General features: G+C 73.9%; 20 protein-coding genes. 6 read left to right on the top strand and 14 right to left on the bottom strand.

Features of this window, described 5'->3' with window-relative positions:
• Positions 1–264: 264 nt before the first annotated feature.
• Both LC193_RS19305 and LC193_RS19300 read left to right on the top strand, forming a co-directional pair.
• Entirely contained in the window at positions 265–1497 is a 1233-nt protein-coding gene (locus LC193_RS19305) for a nucleotide sugar dehydrogenase (RefSeq protein WP_226075872.1), read from the top strand.
• 63 nt (positions 1498–1560) lie between these two features.
• Positions 1561–3015, top strand: coding sequence for an alkaline phosphatase PhoX (locus LC193_RS19300; protein WP_226075870.1), 1455 nt, complete (start codon positions 1561–1563; stop codon positions 3013–3015).
• A gap of 58 nt (positions 3016–3073) precedes the next feature.
• On the opposite strand, the gene LC193_RS19295 is transcribed toward LC193_RS19300, so the two are convergent.
• The 4 genes from LC193_RS19295 to LC193_RS19280 all read right to left on the bottom strand — a co-directional run bounded on the left by LC193_RS19295 (position 3074) and on the right by LC193_RS19280 (position 7226).
• The gene (locus tag LC193_RS19295) at positions 3074–4189 is read right to left on the bottom strand and encodes a GuaB3 family IMP dehydrogenase-related protein (RefSeq protein ID WP_226075868.1); all 1116 of its coding nucleotides are present in this window, start codon (positions 4187–4189) and stop codon (positions 3074–3076) included.
• Positions 4190–4218: 29 nt separating this feature from the next.
• Positions 4219–5724, bottom strand: a complete 1506-nt coding sequence (gene guaB, locus LC193_RS19290; RefSeq protein WP_226075866.1) for an IMP dehydrogenase — start codon at positions 5722–5724, stop codon at positions 4219–4221.
• A gap of 60 nt (positions 5725–5784) precedes the next feature.
• Complete coding sequence (shbA, locus tag LC193_RS19285) at positions 5785–6360, bottom strand: RNA polymerase sigma factor ShbA (RefSeq protein ID WP_086158526.1); 576 nt, start codon at positions 6358–6360, stop codon at positions 5785–5787.
• A gap of 254 nt (positions 6361–6614) precedes the next feature.
• The gene (locus tag LC193_RS19280; RefSeq protein WP_019431595.1) at positions 6615–7226 is read right to left on the bottom strand and encodes a response regulator transcription factor; all 612 of its coding nucleotides are present in this window, start codon (positions 7224–7226) and stop codon (positions 6615–6617) included.
• A gap of 316 nt (positions 7227–7542) precedes the next feature.
• Between LC193_RS19280 and LC193_RS19275 the strand changes: the two genes are divergently transcribed.
• Positions 7543–7860 carry a WhiB family transcriptional regulator gene (locus LC193_RS19275; protein ID WP_086158528.1) on the top strand — a complete coding sequence of 106 codons (318 nt, stop codon included), beginning with the start codon at positions 7543–7545 and terminating at the stop codon, positions 7858–7860.
• Positions 7861–7916: 56 nt separating this feature from the next.
• A complete protein-coding gene (locus LC193_RS19270) occupies positions 7917–8771 on the top strand; it encodes an SDR family NAD(P)-dependent oxidoreductase (protein WP_226075864.1) in 855 nt (284 codons plus the stop codon).
• A 66-nt stretch (positions 8772–8837) separates the two neighbouring features.
• Here LC193_RS19270 and groL read toward each other — a convergent pair whose 3' ends face one another.
• From groL to LC193_RS19240, 6 genes are all read right to left on the bottom strand, one after another.
• Positions 8838–10463 (bottom strand): chaperonin GroEL, encoded by a 1626-nt coding sequence (gene groL, locus LC193_RS19265; protein WP_226075862.1) that lies wholly within the window; start codon positions 10461–10463, stop codon positions 8838–8840.
• A 93-nt stretch (positions 10464–10556) separates the two neighbouring features.
• Positions 10557–10865, bottom strand: a complete 309-nt coding sequence (gene groES / locus LC193_RS19260) for a co-chaperone GroES (RefSeq protein ID WP_077059501.1) — start codon at positions 10863–10865, stop codon at positions 10557–10559.
• A 413-nt stretch (positions 10866–11278) separates the two neighbouring features.
• A complete protein-coding gene (locus tag LC193_RS19255) occupies positions 11279–12253 on the bottom strand; it encodes an alpha/beta hydrolase (RefSeq protein ID WP_226075860.1) in 975 nt (324 codons plus the stop codon).
• Between the two features lie 187 nt (positions 12254–12440).
• The gene (gene crcB, locus LC193_RS19250; protein ID WP_226075857.1) at positions 12441–12815 is read right to left on the bottom strand and encodes a fluoride efflux transporter CrcB; all 375 of its coding nucleotides are present in this window, start codon (positions 12813–12815) and stop codon (positions 12441–12443) included.
• Entirely contained in the window at positions 12812–13318 is a 507-nt protein-coding gene (locus tag LC193_RS19245; protein ID WP_226075855.1) for a fluoride efflux transporter FluC, read from the bottom strand. The genes crcB and LC193_RS19245 overlap by 4 nt, the downstream gene beginning before the upstream one ends.
• A gap of 52 nt (positions 13319–13370) precedes the next feature.
• Positions 13371–14351, bottom strand: a complete 981-nt coding sequence (locus LC193_RS19240; protein WP_404819544.1) for a polysaccharide deacetylase family protein — start codon at positions 14349–14351, stop codon at positions 13371–13373.
• 72 nt (positions 14352–14423) lie between these two features.
• On the opposite strand from LC193_RS19240, the gene LC193_RS19235 reads away from it, so the two are divergent.
• Positions 14424–15611, top strand: a complete 1188-nt coding sequence (locus tag LC193_RS19235) for a THUMP-like domain-containing protein (RefSeq protein ID WP_226075852.1) — start codon at positions 14424–14426, stop codon at positions 15609–15611.
• Positions 15612–15650: 39 nt separating this feature from the next.
• On the opposite strand, the gene LC193_RS19230 is transcribed toward LC193_RS19235, so the two are convergent.
• The 4 genes from LC193_RS19230 to tsaB are packed head-to-tail and all read right to left on the bottom strand — an operon-like array spanning position 15651 to position 18175.
• Positions 15651–15908 (bottom strand): hypothetical protein, encoded by a 258-nt coding sequence (locus tag LC193_RS19230; RefSeq protein ID WP_226075850.1) that lies wholly within the window; start codon positions 15906–15908, stop codon positions 15651–15653.
• Positions 15905–16960: a tRNA (adenosine(37)-N6)-threonylcarbamoyltransferase complex transferase subunit TsaD gene (gene tsaD / locus LC193_RS19225; RefSeq protein WP_226075848.1), complete on the bottom strand. Its 1056-nt coding sequence runs from the start codon at positions 16958–16960 to the stop codon at positions 15905–15907. The genes LC193_RS19230 and tsaD overlap by 4 nt, the downstream gene beginning before the upstream one ends.
• Positions 16953–17462: a ribosomal protein S18-alanine N-acetyltransferase gene (rimI, locus tag LC193_RS19220; protein WP_226078743.1), complete on the bottom strand. Its 510-nt coding sequence runs from the start codon at positions 17460–17462 to the stop codon at positions 16953–16955. The genes tsaD and rimI overlap by 8 nt, the downstream gene beginning before the upstream one ends.
• Before the next feature lie 53 nt (positions 17463–17515).
• Entirely contained in the window at positions 17516–18175 is a 660-nt protein-coding gene (gene tsaB, locus LC193_RS19215) for a tRNA (adenosine(37)-N6)-threonylcarbamoyltransferase complex dimerization subunit type 1 TsaB (protein ID WP_226078741.1), read from the bottom strand.
• Positions 18176–18356: 181 nt separating this feature from the next.
• Between tsaB and LC193_RS19210 the strand changes: the two genes are divergently transcribed.
• Positions 18357–18896: a hypothetical protein gene (locus LC193_RS19210; protein WP_404819543.1), complete on the top strand. Its 540-nt coding sequence runs from the start codon at positions 18357–18359 to the stop codon at positions 18894–18896.
• Positions 18897–18904 lie beyond the last annotated feature (8 nt).

Below are 18904 nucleotides of genomic sequence, written 5' to 3'. Positions count from 1 at the left end.
CCTCCTCCGTCGTCCGGATCCGCCGTCCCCCGGGCCGCCCCGGGCGCTCCCCCGCTCCTGACGGGTGCCCTGCTCGGCGCGGCCCACCGGATGTGCCGCCCGGTTTTTCCCGTCGCCGCCCGCGCGCCGCCGGGCCCGCTCTCCGGATGGTTCCCCAATTCCGTCCCGCTGGCGCGTCACCGCCCTCGCAGCACCGGTCAATCAGCTACATCTGTCATATATGCCCCTAAGCTGACCAGAGGGGAGAAGGGACTCGTACCGCGCATGCCCGCTGATCTCGCCGTTCTCGATCTGGGACCGCTGGGGCTGCCCGCCGCCCGGGCCGCCACCGCCGCCGGCATCGGCACCGTCGGCTTCCTCGCGGACCCGGGGGCCGCGACCGAGCTGAACGCCGGCCGGCCCCCGGCCGGTTCCCCCTTGGCCGCGGCCGACCTGCGCCGCATGCTCGCCGCCGGGTTCCGCGCCACGAGCGAGGCCGCGGTGCTCGGCCGGGTCCGCACCGCGCTGATCTGCGCGCCGACGCCGCCGGGCGCCGGGCGCGCCCCCGACCTCGGCGCGGTCCGCGCGGCGGCCGGCGCCCTGGCGCCCGTACTGCGCCCGCGCACGCTGGTCGTGGTCGAATCCGCCGTGCACCCCGGCACGACGCAGGACATCGTGCGCCCCCTGCTCGAACGCGGCTCGGGGCTGCGCGCCGGTCACGACTTCCACCTGGCGCACGCCCCCGGGCGGCTCGACCCGGGCAGCCGCACGTTCCACTACGCCAACGTGCCGCGCGTCATCGGCGGCCTCACGCCCGCCTGCACCGAGGCAGCCGCCGCGTTCTACGGCCGGCTGACCGACAAGGTGGTGCGGGCCAGGGGGCTGCGCGAGGCCGAGGCGGTCAAGCTCCTGGAGACGAACTTCCGCCACGTCAACATCGCCCTCGTCAACGAAATGGCCGTCCTCTGCCACGAGTTGAACATCGACCTGTGGGATGTCGTGCGCTGCGCCGAGACCAAGCCGTTCGGCTTCCTCGCGTTCAGGCCGGGCCCGGGCGCGGGCGGCCACGCGGCGCCAGGCGACCCCGGCGGCCGGCTCAGGCTGGTGGACGTCGCGCGCCAGGTCAATGAGCGCATGCCCCGGTACGTCACCGAACGGGCTGCCGCCCTGCTGAACGAGCACGGCAAGTCGGTGCGCGGCGCCCACGTGCTGCTGCTCGGCGTCACCTACCGTCCCGACCTCCCGGACCTGACGGGCTCCCCGGCCGGGGAGATCGCCTCCCGGCTGCTCGGGCTCGGCGCGCGGCTGACCTTCCACGATCCGTTCACCGCCGAGTGGCGCGTGGCAGGCCGACCGGTCGCGCGGGCCGACTCGCTGCACGACGCCGTCGCCGCCGCCGACCTGACCCTGCTGCTCCAGCACCACGGCACGTACGACCTGCAAGGGCTGGCGACCAAGGCCCAGTTGCTGTTCGACACCAGGGGCGCGACGCCCGCGGGGGCAGCACACCGGTTGTGACGTACGGGCGGCTTCGCCTAGCGTTCAGGCGCCATTCTCCCCGCGGCGCCAAGGTGATGTCCCATGAGCGCAGACGAACACGTGACCGCGTCAGGCGGAACGCCCGGCCTCAGCCGCCGGGCCTTCGTGGGCCGCTCCGCCCTCGGTACCGGGGTGGCACTCACCGGCAGCGTGGGGGTCCTGGCGAGCGCGCCCGGCGCGCTCGCGGGCGGGCCCGGCCGCCCGGGCGGCGGGGCCGGCTACGGGCCGCTCGTGCCCGACCCCGAGGGCGTGCTGTCCCTGCCCGAGGGTTTCCGCTACCGCGTCCTCACCCGCACCGGCGGCACCCGGCTGACCACCGGCGAGTACACGCCGGGCAACCACGACGGCACCGGCACCTTCGAAGGGCCGCGCGGCACCGTGCTGCTCGTCGTCAACCACGAGATGGACGGCCCCCGTTCCGAGTGGGAGCACCCCGTGCCCCTCACCGAGGGACTGGTGTACGACCCGGCCGCGCCCGGCGGCTGCACGGTCGTCGAGGTCGACCCGCACGGGCGGGTCACCGAGTGGGTCGGCATCGCCGGCACCTCCAACAACTGCGCGGGCGGCACCATGCCGTGGGGCACGTGGCTCACCTGCGAGGAGAACTCCGACCTCGCCGGCGAGAACGGCATGACCCGCGACCACGGCTACGTGTTCGAGGTCGACCCGCGCAGCCGGTCCGCCGGCCGCGGACCGCGGCCGATCAAGGCCCTGGGGCGCTTCGACCACGAGGCCGTCGTCGTCGACCCGCGGCGCGGCCATCTCTACCTCACGGAGGACGCCGACGAGCCGAACGGCCTCTTCTACCGCTGGACGCCCCCCGACGGGTTCAGGCACGGCCGCGGGCGGCTCGGCCGGCTGGCCGACGAGGACGGCGCGTTCGAGGCGTTCCGCTGCTTCGACGACCGCGGCCGGTTCGTCGACGACCTCTCGCGCGTCACCGAGCCGGGCACGGTGCTCGGCGTGGACTGGGTGCCCGTGCCCGACCGCGACGCACGGGACACGCCCGTGCGCGAGCAGTTCGGCCCGGGCCGCGTCACCCGTGGCCGCAAGCTCGAAGGCATGTGGTGGGGCGACGGCGGCGCGTACTTCGTGTCGTCCTACGCCAGGGACGAGAGTCCGGGCGAACCGCACGACGGGCAGGTCTGGTTCTACGACCCGAGGCGCCGCACCGCCACCCTCAAGGTGCGCTTCGGCGTGAACCCGCGCCCGCTCGGCGGGCGCCGCCCCGACGGCCCCGACAACATCACGGTCTCGCCCTACGGCGGCCTGGTCATCGCGGAGGACGGCGAGGGCTTGCAGCACCTGTTCGGCACCGACCCGCACGGCGGCACGTTCGCGCTCGCCCGCAACGAGGTCAACATCGGCACCCGCGAGGAGCCGGAGTACAGCGAGTTCGCCGGGGTGACGTTCTCGCCGGACGGCAACACGCTGTACGCCAGCATCCAGGAACCCGGCATCCTGCTCGCGATCACCGGGCCCTGGCGGCGCCGCTGACGCGCGTCGCACAACGGGCCCGCGACTCCGGGGCGGACGGCCGCCCCGGAGTCCGCGCTCAGCGGGACTCGGCGATCGTGACCTCGACCCGCTGGAACTCCTTCAGCTCCGAGTAGCCCGTGGTCGCCATCGCCCGGCGCAGGGCGCCGAAGAAGTTCATCGAGCCGTCCGGGATCTGCGAGGGGCCCGTCAGGATCTCCTCCGTGGTGCCCACGGTGCCCAGGTGCACCTTCTTGCCGCGCGGCACGTCCTCGTGCACGGCCTCCATGCCCCAGTGGTGGCCGCGCCCGGGGGCGTCGCTCGCGCGCGCGAGCGGCGAGCCCATCATCACCGCGTCGGCCCCGCACGCGATGGCCTTCGGCAGGTCGCCCGACCAGCCGACGCCGCCGTCCGCGATGACGTGCACGTAACGCCCGCCCGACTCGTCCATGTAGTCCCTGCGGGCCGCGGCGACATCGGCCACCGCGGTCGCCATCGGCACCTGGATGCCCAGCACGTTCCGCGTCGTGTGCGCCGCGCCGCCGCCGAACCCGACGAGCACCCCGGCGGCCCCGGTCCGCATCAGGTGGAGGGCCGCGGTGTAGGTCGCGCAGCCGCCGACGATCACCGGCACGTCGAGCTCGTAGATGAACTGCTTGAGGTTCAGCGGCTCGGCCGCGCTGGAGACGTGCTCGGCCGAGACGGTCGTGCCGCGGATCACGAAGATGTCGACGCCCGCGTCGAGCACCGCCTTGGAGAACTGCGCGGTCCGCTGCGGCGAGAGCGCCGCGGCCGTGACCACGCCGGCCTCCCTGACCTCACGGATGCGCCGGAAGATCAGCTCCTCCTGGATCGGCGCGGCGTAGATCTCCTGGAGCCTGCGGTTCGCCGCGGACTCCTCCAGCTCGGTGATCTCGTCGAGCAGCGGCTCGGGGTCCTCGTAGCGGGTCCACAGACCCTCCAGGTTCAGCACGCCGAGGCCGCCCGACTCACCGATGCGGATCGCCGTGGCCGGCGAGACGACCGAGTCCATCGGGGCCGCCAGGAACGGCAGCTCGAACCGGTAGGCGTCGATCTGCCAGGCGATCGAGACCTCTTTCGGATCACGCGTGCGCCGGCTCGGCACCACGGCGATGTCGTCGAACGCGTACGCCCGCCGCCCGCGCTTGCCGCGGCCGATCTCGATTTCCGTCACGGTGAAGTTCTCCTTGCGCCGCGGCCGGACTAGCGCCGCGAGTAGTTCGGTGCCTCGGTCGTCATCTGGATGTCGTGCGGGTGGCTCTCCTTGAGCCCGGCCGAGGTGATGCGCACGAACCTGCCGTGCTCCTTGATCTCCGGGACCGTCCGCCCGCCGAGGTAGTACATCGACTGGTGCAGACCGCCGACGAGCTGGTGCACCACGGAGGCGAGCGGCCCTCGGTAGGGCACCTGGCCCTCGACGCCCTCGGGGATCAGCTTGTCGTCGTCGGAGACCTCGTTCTGGAAGTAGCGGTCCTTGGAGTAGGAACGCCGCTCCCCGCGCGACTGCATGGCGCCGAGGGAGCCCATCCCGCGGTAGGACTTGAACTGCTTGCCGTTGATGAACAGCAGCTCGCCCGGCGACTCCTCGCACCCGGCGAGCAGGCTGCCGAGCATGACCGTGTCCGCCCCCGCGACCAGGGCCTTGGCGATGTCGCCGCTGTACTGGAGGCCGCCGTCCCCGATCACGGGGATGCCCGCCTCGCGCGCCGCGAGCGACGCCTCGTAGATCGCGGTCACCTGCGGCACGCCGATGCCGGCGACCACGCGGGTGGTGCAGATGGAGCCGGGGCCGACCCCGACCTTGATGCCGTCCACACCCGCGTCGACCAGCGCCTGCGCGCCGTCGCGGGTCGCCACGTTGCCCGCGACGACGTCCACGTCGCCGTGGTTGGACTTGATCTTGGCGGCCATGTCGGGAACGAGCCGGGAATGGCCGTGCGCGGTGTCGACCACGATGAAGTCGACCCCCGCCTCGATCAGCGCCTGCGCGCGGTCGTAGGCGTCGCCCGCGACCCCGACGGCCGCGCCGACGATCAGGCGCCCCTCCGCGTCCTTCGCCGCGTTCGGGTACTGCTCGGCCTTGACGAAGTCCTTGACGGTGATCAGGCCCTTGAGCAGGCCCTCGCCGTCCACCAGCGGCAGCTTCTCGATCTTGTGGCGCCGCAGCAGCTCCATCGCGTCCGGGCCGGAGATCCCGACCTTGCCGGTGACCAGCGGCATCGGCGTCATGACCTCGCGCACCTGGCGGCTGCGGTCCGGCTCGAACGCCATGTCACGGTTGGTGACGATGCCGAGCAGCCGCCCGCCCGCGTCGGTCACGGGCACCCCGCTGATCCGGAACCGGCCGCACAGCTCGTCGGCCTCGCGCAGCGTGGCGTCGGGGCGGATCGTGATGGGGTCGGTGACCATGCCGGCCTCGGACCGCTTCACCCGGTCGACCTGCGCGGCCTGCTCCTCCACCGAGAGGTTGCGGTGCAGGACGCCCACCCCGCCCTGGCGCGCCATGGCGATGGCCATGCGCGCCTCGGTCACCCGGTCCATCGCGGCGGAGAGCAGCGGCACGCGCACGCGCACGTTGCGGGAGACGCGCGATGAGGTGTCGATGTCGCCCGGCTCCATGTTCGCCGCGCCGGGCAGCAGCAACACGTCGTCGAAGGTCAGCCCGAGCGCCGCGAACTTCTCCGGCACCTCACCCGCGTAATCAGTCATGACAGCCTTTCCAGCGCTACCCGCATGCGCTTCCCATGCTACGGCCATCACCGGGATGGCTCAGCGCCCGGCCAGCGCCCGCAGCCTGCTCAGCGCGCGGTGCTGCGCCACGCGCACCGCACCGGGGGACATGCCGAGCTTCTGCCCCGTCTCCTCCGCGGTCAGCCCGATCGCGACCCGGAGCAGCACCAGCTCGCGCAGGTGGGCGGGCAGGCTGGCCAGCAGGGTGCGGGCCCATTCGGCGTCGCTGCTCAGCAGCGCCCGCTCCTCGGGCCCGAGCGAGTCGTCGGGGCGTTCCGGCATCTCGTCCGAGGGCACGGCGGTGCTGCCGGGACCGCGCAGCGCGGCCCGTTGCAGGTCGGCCACCTTGTGCTGCGCGATGGCCACGACGAAGGCGTCGAACGGTCTCCCGGTGTCCCGGTAGCGCGGGAGCGCGCACAGCACCGCGAGGCAGACCTCCTGCGCGAGGTCGTCCACGAAGTGCCTGGCCTCGCCGGGCAGCCGGGCCAGGCGCATGCGGCAGTAGCGCAACGCGAGCGGGTGCACGTGGGCCAGCAGATCGTGTGTGGCCTGCGCGTCCCCTTCGGCCGCGCGATGTACGAGCGTGCCGATCGCCGTCGCCTCGTCATCGCGCATCGGTCCATGGTGCACCGTCGCCGCGGCTTCCGGACCACCGCGGGCGGAGTTGTGCACCGAAGCGTTATATGCGGCGGGAGCGTTGTGCGCGGGAGTGCCGAACGACATGTCCCGGGCCCTCCCCTCGCACCTGGTCGACTCGTCCCCAAGGAGCGTCATACTTCCAAGGATGCGTCAACCAGGATTCTTTTGGGCGACCGCACCTCACCGGACGGGGTGCCGCCCGTGGCCGCGTCCCCGTCCGGTCCTCTCGTTCAGCGGACGAGTCCCCAGCGGAACCCCAGCGCGACGGCGTGCGCGCGGTCCGAGGCACCGAGCTTCTTGAACAGCCTGCGGGCGTGCGTCTTGACCGTGTCCTCGGAGAGAAAAAGCTCACGTCCGATCTCGGCGTTGGAACGGCCGTGGCTCATCCCTTCGAGCACCTGGATCTCGCGCGCGGTCAGGGTCGGGGCGGCACCCATGTCCGAGGAACGCAGCCGCCGCGGCGCCAGCCGCCAGGTCGGGTCGGCCAGCGCCTGGGTGACCGTCGCGCGCAGCTCGGCGCGGGACGCGTCCTTGTGCAGGTAGCCGCGGGCGCCCGCGGCCACGGCCAGCGCCACGCCGTCGAGGTCCTCCGCGACGGTCAGCATGATGATGCGCGCGCCGGGGTCGGCGGAAAGAAGCCGGCGCACGGTTTCCACTCCGCCGAGGCCGGGCATTCGGACGTCCATCAGAATCAGGTCGGAACGGTCGGCACCCCAGCGGCGCAGGACCTCCTCGCCGTTGGCGGCCGTCGTGACCCGCTCGACGCCGGGCACGGTCGCGACCGCGCGGCGGAGCGCCTCCCGGGCGAGCGGGGAGTCGTCGCAGACAAGGACGGAAGTCATGGTCGCCCTCCGCAGCTGATGCGCACTTGAGCCTCCAGGCAGTCGTGTGTCGTCACCTGTGCGATTGACAAGCCGTGTCAACCGCCTCCGCCCTCTCAACGACGGTCACCCGAAAGAGTTACGGCCTCCAACCTCACAGCAGCAGCACTGTACGTGACCGCATCGTCACGCCGTCGCGGCACCGGCTAAACACGCCGAACATCCGTTTTTGCCCTTTCAAGGGCTTATGGACCGACTTGGAGGGGATAGCGCTATATTCAGCTGGTAGTCATATTTACATCCCTTCCTCCAGCCTCGATGACGATGGGACACTGTCATGGCAGATTTCTCCCGCCTTCCTGGCCCCAACGCCGACCTGTGGGACTGGCAACTGCTGGCCGCCTGCCGGGGCGTGGACAGCTCACTGTTCTTCCACCCGGAGGGGGAGCGCGGCGCCGCGCGCAGCTCCCGCGAAGAAGCGGCGAAGGAAGTGTGCATGCGCTGCCCGGTGCGGGCCGAGTGCGCGGCGCACGCCCTGTCGGTGCGCGAGCCGTACGGCGTGTGGGGCGGCCTGACGGAGGACGAGCGCGAGGAGCTGCTCGGCCGGGCCCGCCGTGACCTGGTGGACGCCGGCGCGCGCAGGGCCAGGCCGTAGCCGCGGACCCGCCCCGCCCGCGTCGGGCGCGCCCCGGCGCCCACTACGGTCGTGGTATGACAACTGCATTGGTGACGGGAGCGACGTCCGGGATCGGCGCCGCGTTCGCCCGTCGGCTGGCCCGCGACCGGCACGACCTGGTGCTGGTGGCCCGCGACGCCGGGGCGCTGCGGCGGCAGGCCGCCGAGCTGCACGACCGGCACGGAGTGGAGGCGGCCGTGCTCCGGGCCGACCTGGCGTCCGACGAGGGCATCGCCGCGGTCGAGGCGCGGTTGTCCGATCCGCGCCGCCCGGTGGACCTGCTGATCAACAACGCGGGCTTCGGGCAGAAGGGCGCCTACCTGGAGGTGCCGGTGGCCGACGAGCTGCGGATGCTCACGGTGCACTGCGAGGCGGTGCTTCGCCTGACGACGGCAGCCGCGGGGCCGATGCGGCAGCGCGGCCGGGGCGGCGTGGTGAACGTGGCCTCGGTGGCCGCGTTCCTGCCGCGCGGCACCTACGGCGCGTCGAAGGCGTGGGTGGTCCGGTTCACCGAGGGCGCGGCCCACGACCTCGCGGGCAGCGGGGTGCGCCTGATGGCGCTGTGCCCCGGGTTCGTGCGCACCGAGTTCCACGAGCGGGCCGGCCTCGGCACGGACAACATCCCCGGGTGGATGTGGCTGGACGCGGACCGCGTGGTGGACGCGGCGCTGCGTGACCTGGCGAGGCGGCGGACGGTCAGCGTTCCCGACCCCAGGTACAAGGTCCTGATGGCGGCGGCCCGGCTGGCGCCGCGCGGCGCGCTCGGCGCCATCTCGTCCCGGGCGGGCCGCAGGTTCGGCCCGCGGCACGGCGCGGCCGGCGGCCACGGGAGGCAGCCGGCGGCGGGACGCGGCGGCGCGCTGGGGGAAACGATTCGGCAGGGAGACTGAGAACGGGCCCGGGCCACCGCAGGTGAAGGCGGTGGCCCGGGCCCGCGAAGCGCGGAAGCGCCCGGGTCAGTGCGAGTGACCGTGGCTGTGGCCGCCGGCCTGCTCCGGCTCCTCTTCCTTCTTCTCCACCACCAGGGTCTCGGTGGTGAGCAGCAGGGACGCGATCGAGGCCGCGTTCTGGAGGGCGGAACGGGTCACCTTGACCGGGTCGATCACGCCGTCCCCGACGAGGTCGCCGTACACGCCGGTGGCCGCGTTGTAGCCGTGGCCCTTGTCCAGCTCGGCCACCTTGGAGGTGATCACGTAGCCTTCGAGGCCCGCGTTCTCGGCGATCCAGCGCAGCGGCTCGACAGCGGCGCGGCGCACGATCGCCACGCCGGTGGCCTCGTCGCCGGTCTTGCCGAGGCCGTCCTCAAGCACCTTGGCGGAGTGGACCAGGGAGGCGCCGCCGCCGGGGACGATGCCCTCCTCGACCGCCGCGCGGGTGGCCGAGATGGCGTCCTCAAGGCGGTGCTTCTTCTCCTTCAGCTCCACCTCGGTCGCCGCGCCGACGCGGATGACGCACACGCCGCCGGCCAGCTTCGCGAGCCGCTCCTGGAGCTTCTCGCGGTCCCAGTCGGAGTCGGTCGCGTCGATCTCGGCGCGGATCTGCGCGACCCGGGCCTCGATGTCGGCGGCCTTGCCCGCGCCGTCGACGATGGTGGTGTCGTCCTTGGTGATGGTCACGCGGCGCGCGGTGCCGAGCACGTCGAGACCGGCCTGGTCGAGCTTGAGGCCGACCTCCTCGGAGATCACGGTGCCGCCGGTGAGGGTGGCCATGTCGCCGAGCATCGCCTTGCGGCGGTCACCGAAGCCGGGGGCCTTGACCGCGACGGAGTTGAACGTGCCGCGGATCTTGTTGACGACGAGGGTGGACAGCGCCTCGCCCTCCACGTCCTCGGCGACGATCAGCAGCGGGCGCGAGCCGCCGGACTGCATGATCTTCTCCAGCAGCGGCAGCAGGTCCTGGATGGAGGAGATCTTGCCCTGGTGGATCAGGATGTAGGGGTCGTCGAGGACGGCCTCCATGCGCTCCTGGTCGGTGACCATGTAGTGCGACAGGTAGCCCTTGTCGAAGGCCATGCCCTCGGTGAAGTCCAGGTCGAGCCCGAAGGTCTGGGACTCCTCGACGGTGATCACACCGTCCTTGCCCACCTTGTCCATGGCCTCGGCGATCAGCTCGCCGACCTGCTTGTCCTGGGCGGACAGCGCGGCGACGGCCGCGATGTCCTCCTTGGAGTCGATCGGCCGGGCGCTGGCGCGCAGGTCCTCGGCGACGGCCTCGACGGCCGCGTCGATGCCGCGCTTGAGCCCGGAGGGGGAGGCGCCGGCGGCCACGTTGCGCAGACCCTCGCGGACGAGCGCCTGCGCCAGAACGGTGGCGGTGGTGGTGCCGTCACCCGCGATGTCGTTGGTCTTGGTCGCCACCTCCTTCACCAGCTGCGCGCCCAGGTTCTCGTACGGGTCCTCGGACTCGACCTCGCGCGCGATGGTGACGCCGTCGTTGGTGATGGTCGGCGCGCCGAACTTCTTGTCGATGACGACGTTCCGGCCGCGGGGACCGATGGTCACCTTGACCGCGTCGGCGAGCTGGTTGACGCCGCGTTCGAGGGCGCGCCTGGCGTCCTCGTCAAACTTCAGGATCTTCGCCATGGGTGTGGATGTCCCTTGCGTTCTTCGGAGAAACGAGACCGCGCCCCGGGCGCCCGCGGCTGTGTCGGCCGGGGGGACCAGGGCGCGGTGCGATCACTTTTCGATGATCGCCAGCACGTCACGAGCGGAGAGGACGAGGTACTCCTCGTTGTTGTACTTCACCTCGGTGCCGCCGTACTTGCTGTACAGCACGATGTCGCCGACCTTCACGTCGAGCGGCAGGCGGTTGCCGTCCTCGAAGCGGCCGGGACCGACGGCGAGGACGGTGCCCTCCTGGGGCTTCTCCTTGGCCGTGTCGGGAATGACCAGGCCCGAGGCCGTGGTCTGCTCGGCGTCGAGCGGCTGGACCACGATGCGGTCCTCAAGCGGCTTGATGGCAACCTTGGAGCTGGCGGTCGTCACGATCCGACCTCCCCCTTCGGAGATCTCACGGGGTTTTCTATGGCTGGATGGCGACGTGGTGAACCCGTCGTCGCGGGTGCCGGGTCCGCCTGTCGCGCGATCTGGCACTCCCGTAGGGAGAGTGCCAGCGTCGAGACTATGCGGCGGTTAGCACTCAGTCAACTAGAGTGCCAGCCACCCGCGGCGGACACCCGTCGCGAACGGCGCGTGAGCACCCGAAACGCCCGTTGACCGGGGGCGGTTGACCCGTTGCGCCCCCCCTGCGCCCCGGCGCGCCCCCCGGCGCGTCCGGGGACGGACGCGCCGGAGCCCCCGCCTCCGCACGGAGCCGCGGACGAGGCAGACGGCGGGTGATCAGGGGCGGGGGCGCGGGCCAGGGCCGGCGGCGGGCGCGGGAAGCCGGGGGCGGGGGCTCAGCTCTCGTGCAGTGCGGAGCGCAGCGCGTCGATGGCCAGGTGCCGGGCGACGTTCGCCGCGCGGGTGTCCCGCAGGCTGTCCAGAAGCAGGAAGTCGTGGACCATCCCCGCCACCCGGACGGCCGTGACGTCCACTCCCGCCTCGCGCAGCTTGGCCGCGTAGGCCTCCCCCTCGTCGCGCAGCACATCGGCCTCGTCGGTGATGACGAGCGTCCTGGGCAGCCCCTTGAGCTGGTCGATGCTCGCGCGGAGTGGCGAGGCGTACGGTTCCGAGCGGCGTTCCCGGTCGGGGGCGTAGTGGTCCCAGAACCAGATCATGCCGTCGCGGGTCAGGTAGTAGCCGTCGGCGAACTGCTGGTACGAGGCCGTCTCGAAGTCGGCGTCCGCCACCGGGTAGAGCAGGACCTGCGCCTTGAGGTCGAGTCCGCCGCGCTCCTTGTTCATCAGCGCGAAGACCGTGGCCATGCAGCCGCCGACCGACTCACCTGTCACGGCGATCCGCGACGTGTCCAGGCCGTGCGCGGAGCCGTGCCCCGCGACCCACTGGCCGACGGCGTAGTTCTGTTCCACCTGGGTGGGGTACCTGGCTTCCGGCGCCCGGTCGTAGACCGGGAAGACGCCCGCCGCGCCCGCTCCCACCACGAGCTCGCGGAAGAGCCGGTCATGCGTCTTCTCGTCACCGAACACCCAGCCGGCGCCGTGGATGTAGAACACCACGGGCAACGGCTCGGTGACCCCCCGGGGCTTGATGATCCGGGTACGGACCTGCCCGAACTCCCCGGCGTCGACGGTCACCCAGTCCTCATCGACGTCCGGGCGCTCCACGCCTTCGCCGCTCTGCAACCCGAGCAGGATGTCGCGCCCCTGCTCCGGCGGCACTTCGTAGATGCGGGGGTGGGGAGCGGTCGCCTCGGTCAGTTCTCTGGCGGCGGGCTCCAGGTACGGGGTCGGGGGCGGCGGAAGTGCGGGCACGGGGCCTCCATGGGGGTGCGGAACGGGGTGGAGCGGCCCTGCGGCGCCGCTCGACCCGAGCATCGGGATCGGCGGGGTCGGGCGCCCGTGGCTCGCCTGACGTGCGCGGGTGAGGACCCCGTATGGCGGGCAGGTGCGCGCCCGCGCCGCCCGGGACAGCGGGCGGGCGCGGCTCACGGCTCACGGCTCACGGCCAGAGGACGCGGGCGGCGGTCAGCCCGATCAGCACGGCTCCCAGACCGGCCAGCACGGTGGAGGCGGCGCTGCCGGCCGCGCGGACCGTCTGCCCCGACCGCGCCAGGTGCACGGTCTCCCAGGCGAACGTCGAGTAGGTCGTGAGCGCCCCGCACAGGCCCGTGCCCACGAGCAGGTACACCCGTTCCGTGGCGGCCTGCGCCAGCACCGCTCCGGTGAGCACGCCGACCAGGAGGCAGCCCAGCGTGTTGGCCGCGAAGGTGCCCCAGGGGAACTCCGTGGCCTGCCCGCGCTGCACCGCCCGGTCGATGAGGAACCGCGCCGAGGCTCCCGCCGCGCCTCCGATGAGCACCAGCAGGAGGTTCACCCGCGCGCCCCCGCCCGCAGGGCCGAGGCGATCCGCCTCGTGAGCGACGAGGACAGCGCCACCGCGGCCAGAGCCGCCGCGAGCGTGGCCGCGTAGTACAGCAGCGCCGCCCCCGGCTCACCGAGCCGGGCCAGCCGCTCCGTGTCCGCGGCGTACGTGGACAGCGTGGTGAACCCGCCGAGGAAGCCCGTCGCCAGGAACGGCCGCACCAGCGGCGACACCGTCCACACCTCCATGCAGAGCACCACCACCACGCCCATCACCGCGCAACCGGCGACGTTGACACCGAAGGCGGCCCACGGCAGGTCGCCGCCGCCGGCGGGCCAGAGACGCTCCATCCCGTACCGGGCGCCCGCTCCGGCCGCGCCGCCGAGGGCGACCGCTCCGACCGACGGCAGCGACGACACCAGGGACGCGTCCCGATCGCGCGGCGAGGCGTCCATGTCCATCGGCGGGCGCCCCTCGCCCTGGGCGCGATCCGGGAACTCGGCGGGGACTGGCATGGGCGGACCTTTCCGGCGTGGACGGCAGAACCGATGTCTCCGGTCGAGGTTCCTAGAGGTAGTCCTCCAGCCGGGCCAGGGCGAAGCCCTGCTCGGTCGCGGTGGCGAGCACGCGGCGGACCATGTCCGCCATGTCGCCGTCCCACTCCCCCGGGCCGCGGAAATGGCTGAGGATGATGTCGCCCGGGTGGAACTTCCGGTCGGCGCGCCCCCACTCGATGCGGTCGGGGAACGCCTCCTCCGCCCAGAGGGGCACGGCCGTCACGCCGCACGAGGCCGCGGCGCGCAGCGTGTCGCGGTCGTAGGCGCCGTAGGGGGGACGGAAGAGCTCGGGGCGCACACCGAACTCGCGTTCGAGGATGTCCTGCTGCCGGCAGATCTCGGCGCGCTGCTTGGCGTACGGGAGCCGGGGCAGCTCGGGGTGGGTCACCGTGTGGTTGTGCACCCCGGTGCCGTCCGGGTGGGCCTCGCGGAAGTACCCGTAGTCGTCCCGCGCCACGTAGTCGGTGAGGAAGCTGCTGTAGGGGACGTCGAGTTCGCGCAGCATGGCGAGCAGGTCCCGGTCCTTCTCCGCGCCGTCGTCGACGGTGAGGAAGACCACCTTCTCGTCAGTGGGCACCCGGACCAGCACAGGTGGCAGGCCGGAGCCCGTGATGTGCCCGGGCTCGGTGGAAAGCTCCGGCTTGCGCTCCGGGGGCGCGGGCGCGCGCAACGGCGCCTTGCGCAGCCCCCAGCGCTTCGCCGCGGCGACGCGGCGCGCCTCCGCGCGTTCGAGCCGGTCGGCGTACGCGGCCTTCGCCTCCGCGACCGCCCGGGTGCGCGGCAGGCCGAAGGCCGTGACGGCGCCGACCGCGGCGGGCGGGTTGGCGTCCACGGTGGCCCCGCCCCACGCCTCCGCCCGATCGCCGGAGAGGAAGCGCGGCGGCAGGCCGGCCCCCGAGCAGACAAGCGCGAGGACCGCGGCGCCGCCGAGCGCGCCGTACCGCCGCACTCCCCGGCGAAACCGACGATCGTTTTGTCTTACTTGTCTGATAATCCCCATGGCTCGGGATGCTGCCATCCCCGGGAACGGTCCCGTGCGCGCCGTTCCGGGCCCGCGGGGAGAATGACCCGTGTGGCCGCAACCGAACTCGACGCCTTCCGCGCCCTGCTGACCGACCGGGGCCGTGACCTGCTCGCCGCGGTCGCGGGCCTCGCCCCGGCCGACGAACTGGCCGCCGCCACCCGGCTGCGCCGCGACCACCCGCCCGCCCTGGTCGCCGCGGCCATCGGGCAGGCCAGGCTGCGCGAGCGCGCGGCGGCGAAGTTCGGCCCCGACGCCGCGCGGATGTTCTTCACGGCCGACGGCGTGGAGCAGGCCACCCGCGCCCCCGTCGCCGCCTGGCGCGCCGGCCGTTTCGCCGCGCGGGGCGTGCGCCGCGTCGCGGACCTGTGCTGCGGCATCGGCGGCGACGCGCTCGCGCTGGCCGCGGCCGGTATCGACGTGCTGGCCGTGGACCGTTCGCCGCTCGCCTGCGCCGTCGCCGAGGCCAACGCCGCGGCCCTCGGCCTCGCCGACCGGATCACCGTGCGCCGCGCCGCCGTCGAGGACACGGACGTCTCCGGCTGCGACGGCGCGTTCGTCGACCCCGCGCGCCGCAGGACCGGCGGCGGCCGGGTCTTCGACCCCGAGGCGTACGCGCCCCCGCTCTCCTGGGCCGTCGGCCTCGCCTCCCGCGTGCCGCACGCCGCCCTGAAGGTCGCGCCCGGCGTGCCGCACGAGGCCGTGCCCGGCGGCGCGGAGGCGGAGTGGGTCTCGCACCGCGGCGAGGTCAAGGAGGCCGTGCTGTGGTTCGGCGCGGAGCCCGCCGCCCCCCGCCGCGCCACCCTCCTGCCCGGCGGCCACTCCATGACCGGGACCGCGCGGCCGGCCCCGGCGGGCGCGCCGGGCCGCTACCTCTACGAGCCGGACGGCGCCGTCATCAGGGCGGGCCTGGTCGCGGATGTCGCGGAACGGGTCGAGGGCCGGCTCCTCGACCCGCGGATCGCCTACGTGACGGCCGACGCGCTGCGCCCCATGCCGTTCGCGACGGCCTACGAGATCACCGACGTCATGCCGTTCAACCTGAAACGGCTGCGGGCGTATCTGCGCGAGCGCGAGGTCGGGAACCTGACCGTCAAGAAGCGCGGGTTCGCGGTCACCCCCGAGGAGCTGCGCACGCGCCTGAAACCGCGCGGGCCCGCCGCCGCCACGGTGTTCCTCACCCGGGTCGCGGACGCGCCCACCGCGCTGATCGGGCGGCCCGCGCCCTGAGAACGCGGGCGCGCGCCGCGAGAAGGCGGGCGCGCCCGGTCAGTCCGGCACGCGCGTGAACCGCCAGCGGTGCACCGGCCGGTGCAGCAGCTCCGCCGGCGGGTCGGGCAGCTCCGGCGGGTCCGCGGCCCCGGGCTCCGCGGGCCACCACGTGATCACCAGCACCCGGTCGCCCGGCGCCACGAACGTCTCCCGGCGCTCGGGCCCCGGCACCAGCGGCTGCGCGCGCGCCCACGCCAGCAGGTCGGCGCCGCGCCCCCGCGCCGCCCTGGCCTCCCACATCAGCGTGACGGTCACCGGTGGCCCACCGCCGGCACGTGCGGCTCGGTCACCGGGAGCGAGGAGTCGGCCGGCAGGCCGAGCGCCGAGGGCGCACGCCCCCGGGCGACCATCTCGGCACCGAGCGCCGCGACCATCGCGCCGTTGTCGGTGCACAGGCCGGGGCGCGGCACCCGCAGCGTGATGCCGGCCGCGGCGCACCGTTCCTCGGCCATCGCGCGCAGCCGGGAGTTCGCGGCGACGCCGCCGCCGATCATCAGGTGGTCCACGCCCTGCTCGCGGCAGGCGCGCACGGCCTTGCGCGTCAGCACGTCCGTGACGGCCTCCTGGAACGACGCGGCAACGTCGGCCACCGGCACGTCCTCGCCCGCCGCGCGCCGCGCCTCGACCCAGCGCGCCACGGCCGTCTTCAACCCGGAGAACGAGAAGTCGTAGGGCGCGTCCCTCGGCCCGGTGAGGCCGCGCGGGAAGCGCACCGCGTCCCGGTCGCCCTCGCGCGCGAGCCGGTCGATGACCGGGCCGCCGGGGAAACCGAGCCCGAGCACGCGGGCCACCTTGTCGAACGCCTCACCCGCCGCGTCGTCGATCGTCGCCCCGAGCGGTCGCACGTCCGAGGTGATGTCCGGGGAGAGCAGCAGCGAGGAGTGGCCGCCCGAGACCAGCAGCGCCATCACGGGCTGCGGCAGCGGCCCGTGCTCCAGCTGGTCGACGCACACGTGCGAGGCCAGGTGGTTGACGCCGTACAGCGGCTTGCCCAGCGCGTAGGCGTACGCCTTGGCCGCCGAGACCCCGACCAGCAGCGCGCCCGCGAGCCCGGGCCCCGCGGTGACCGCGACGGCGTCGAGGTCGCGCGCGCTCACGCCCGCCCGCGCCAGGGCCCGTTCGATCGTGGGAACCATCGCCTCCAGGTGCGCCCTGCTGGCGATCTCGGGCACCACGCCCCCGTAGCGCGCGTGGTCGTCCACGCTGGACGCGACGGCGTCGGCCAGGAGCGTGTGCCCCCGGACGATGCCCACGCCCGTCTCGTCGCAGGACGTCTCGATGCCGAGCACGAGCGGTTCGTCAGCCATCCTCGCCCGCTCCCCCTTCCGTTCCTTCGCTGTGTACCGGGGTACGGGACCCGCCGGGCGGCAGGGCGCGCCGCATGACCAGCGCGTCGTGGTTCCCCGGCTGGTAGTAGCCGCGGCGGACGCCGACCCGCGCGAACCCGAAGCGCCGGTACAGCCGCCGGGCGCGCTCGTTGTCGACCCTGACCTCCAGCATCACCTCGTGGCAGGCGAACGGGCCGGCCGCCGCGTCGAGCAGCGCGCCGAGCAGCCGGCCGCCGAGACCGGCGCCCTGGTGGCCGCCGGTGACGCCGATGGTCATCACCTCGCCGGTGCCGCCGGCCACGCCCAGGCCCGCGTACCCGGCGAGCGTGCCGCCCGCCGCCTCGGCCACGAGGTAGTGGCGCCGCCGACCCGGGCCCCGGGCCAGGGCGAGCTCGGACCAGTAGGTGGCCTCCGACCAGGCGTCGTCGGGGAACAGCTCCCGTTCGAGCGCGAGCACCCCCGGGATGTCCCACCAGCGCATCTCGCGGAGCGCGCCGGCACCGTCCCCGCCGTGCGCGGGCGCGTGACCGCCGTTCACGGGCGCGTGACCGCCTTGTACCCGGCCGGCACCCGCGCGTCCGGGCGGCGCAGGTAGCGCGGCACCGGCGGCTGGAGCGGCTCACCCGCCGCCAGCAGGGCGGCCGCCAGGCCGGCCAGCGCGCCCGCCGAGGCGTGCCGCGGCAGGTCGGCGCGCACCTCGGAGAACGCGTCCGGGTACAGCAGCGCGCCCGCGCCCACGGCCGGCAGCCCGGCCACCCGGTCGGCGATGTCGGCCGGCCGGTCGACGGCCGGGCCCTCGACGCGCGTGCGGGCGTCGGCGTAGCGCGCCCAGTAGACCTCTTTGCGCCGGGCGTCGGTGGCCACGACGAACGGCTCGCTCAGCCCGGTGGCCCAGGCGATGCCGTCCAGCGTGCACAGCCCGTGCACCGGCAGCCCGCGCGCGGCGCCGAGCGCCGCCGCGGTGGCCAGGCCCACCCGCAGCCCGGTGTAGGGCCCGGGGCCTGTGCCGACCACCAGGTCCGTCACCTCCGCGAGGCCGCGGCCCGCGGCCGTCAGCACCCGGTCGACGGCGGGCAGCAGCAGCTCCCCGTGTCTGCGGGCGTCGGTCTCGTCGGACGCGGCGAGCGTTCCGGTCCCGTCGTGCAGCGCGACGGTGACGGCCGGGGTTGCGGTGTCGAGGGCGAGCAGCAGCACGAGAGCCAAGCCTAAGGCTCCTCGGACGGCGCCCGCGCCCCTGGTACCGTCGCCCTGACGTACGCTTCTCCCCCTCCGATCCCGCCCCCCTCGACCCCACCGGTGGGTCCCTCCCGCGAAAGGCATCGGCAGAACAGTGGCGCGCCATACCTCCGGCTCCGGCTCCGGCGCCTTCGTCGCCATGCTGACCGCCGCCGCGCTCGCCGTCGTCGCCTTCTTCGCCTACCAGGCGTCGGCCGCCGTCGACGGGCCGAGCCCCGCCCCCTCGCACTCCGCCTCCCCCTCGGGCGACGCGGGCGGCGAGGAGGGCGAGGAGGGCCCGCCGCCCGTGCCCGCCGAGTCGGGGACGGGCAAGCGTGTCGTCTACTCGCTTGAGCAGCGGCGGGTGTGGCTCGTGGACCTGAGCGACGACGGCACGGGCGAGGTCGTGGCCGACACCTTCACGGTGTTCCCCAGCTCGGTGTCCCCGCCGCCCGGCGAGTACGCGGTGGAGTGGCGCACCGCGCAGGGCAACGGCTCCGACGGGGTGCCGACCGAGCACACCGTCGGGTTCCACCAGGACGCGGAGGGCGTGGCGTTCGGCTTCTCGGCCGCGCTCGACGGCTCGACCCCCGATCCGGAGTCGGACGTGCGCACGGGCGCGATCCGGCAGACGCGCGCGGACGGGGACACGATGTGGCTGTTCGCGACGGCGGGCATTCCCGTGATCGTCGTGCCCTGAGTCCTCCG

It is taken from the genome of Streptomyces marincola, assembly GCF_020410765.1.
Lineage (GTDB): Bacteria > Actinomycetota > Actinomycetes > Streptomycetales > Streptomycetaceae > Streptomyces > Streptomyces marincola.
This window is presented reverse-complemented; position numbering and strand designations above follow the sequence as displayed.